Annotated in this window: 1 protein-coding gene; it reads left to right on the top strand. The window is 71.8% G+C overall.

Annotated features, from left to right (window positions below; translation table 11 throughout):
- Positions 1 to 271: 271 nt before the first annotated feature.
- Positions 272 to 1,747, top strand: coding sequence for an IS1380 family transposase (locus VF468_00900; protein ID HEX5876882.1), 1,476 nt, complete (start codon positions 272 to 274; stop codon positions 1,745 to 1,747).
- Positions 1,748 to 2,051 lie beyond the last annotated feature (304 nt).

Below are 2,051 nucleotides of genomic sequence, written 5' to 3'. Positions count from 1 at the left end.
CGGGCCGTTGGTCACTCCATGCCGCGGTCATGCCTGCCTTCGATGCAAACCGGCCCCCGGACCCAAGCGCCCGACGCTGACGTGGTTCGACCGGGCGTTCCTCGCGCTCCGCCAGGCTGCTGCCCATGCAGCTATCGACCGCCCTGGGTCTGACCCGTATCCGCGAGTAGCGGCGCGACACGGCCGGTGAGATGGCGATAGGTGCCCTGTTGACCTGGGATGATCCTGCTTACCACGGCTGGATGATCTCGGTTGGAAGGACACCCATCTGGTGAGCAGGCTACGGGGTCGTCACCGCGTTGGGCGGAAGGTGCGAGTCGGCGCGCCGGACCCGTCGTTGACCGGTACGTCGGGGATGGCGGCGGTGACCGAGCTGGTCGACCGGCTCGGGATGATCCGGCTGCTGGATGCGGCGATCGGGCCGATCAAGGCCCGCGATCGGGGGTTCACCGGCGGGCAGGTGCTGGTCGGGTTGGCGTGCGCGCAGTTGGCCGGGGAGGACTTCCTGGTCGGGCTGGACCGCTACCGCGCCGATGTCGCCGGGCAGATGCTCGCCGCGGTGCCCGGGCTGAGCTCCACGACCGCGGCCGGGCTGGCCCGGCGGTTCACCGACGGGCAGTGGCGGGCGGTGGAGACCGCGGTCGGTGACATGCACACCGCGATGTTCGCGCTGCTGCCCGCGCAGCGGGCCGCGGCGCTGTGTGAGCAGGTCACGATCGACCTCGACACCACCGACGTCGAGGTCTATGGACGTCACAAGCGTGGGGTGGCGTTCAATCACCAGGGACAACGCTGCGGCCGTCCGCACGTGGCCACCTGGGCGCAGACCTCGACGGTGCTGGCCATGCTGGCCGGGGACCTGATGGCCGGCAACGAGGATCCCCGCCCGCACGCCGCGGAGCTGCTGGGCCGGGCGCTGGCCGCGCTGCCGACCCCGGCCCGGGCCGGGCGGATCCGGTTGCGCGCCGACGCCGGCTACTTCGCTGGGGAGCTGGCCCGCGCCGCGCTGTCCGCCGATGTCGAGTTCGCCATCGGCGCGCGCCGGATCGCGCCGCTGTGGCGGCTCCTCGACGGCCTCGCCGAGACCGCGTGGACCGACGCGATCGACATGACCAGCGCGCAGGTCGCGGTCACCGAGTACTGCCCCGAGTGGTGGCCCGCCGCGACCCGGCTGCTGATCCGCCGGGTCCGCCTCGACGTCTCCGCCGAACCCGGCGCCGGGCAAGTCTCCGCCGACCCCCGGGCCCGGCGCCGGCGGACCCTGCACCCCGACCAGCGGGCGCTGCCCATCGACGAGCTGGCCGCCGCCGACGCCGTCTACGGCTACTCGTTCATCGTGACCAACCTCGACGTGTCCACGCCCGAGCGGGCGGCCGCGGCCGAGCACTGGTACCGGCACCGCACCTCGATCGAGAACACCTTCAGGGATGCCAAGCTCGGAGCGGGGTTGCGTCATCTCCCCTCCGGACATCCCGAGGTCAACACCGCCTGGATGTGGGGTGCGCTGCTCGCCGCCAGCATCGCCGGCTGGCTGCACCAGCTCACCGCAACCCGATCCGGTGCTCGGCTGTTCGGCCACGGCGTCCGCGGCGGCCAAGCCATGATCGCCACCCTGCGGCAGCGGCTGATCCGGGTACCAGCCCGGCTGGTCAGCCACGCCCGCGGCGTCGAGCTGCGCCTACCACCCGGACACCACCTGCTCGACGAGGTCCTCGCCCGCATCCGCGCCCTACCCGCAGCGCCCTGACCAGGCCATCACGGCCCCGACACCACCGGACCCCGCACACCCGAGGCGACACTCGGGCACTCGGCCTGCACGCACCCGGAAATCACCCGGAAAACGAACTCCACGCCAGCCTGAAGATCGGCTCACCACCTACTCGCGGATTCGGGTCTGACCTCATACGGATTGAAGATTCACCCGGCAAGCGCCAGGGCCGCTCACCCGTGGGTGGCGGCCCTGTAACGCGCGCGTTGACCGCCTTGAGCCGCATCCGCGGGTGCTCGTGTCTTCCACCAGCAGACGGCCATCCGCGCACCATTGACAATAC

This window comes from Actinomycetota bacterium, from assembly GCA_036280995.1.
Lineage (GTDB): Bacteria > Actinomycetota > CALGFH01 > CALGFH01 > CALGFH01 > CALGFH01.
The sequence above is the reverse complement of the archived record's forward strand: the minus strand, read 5'-3'. Positions and strand labels throughout refer to the sequence as shown.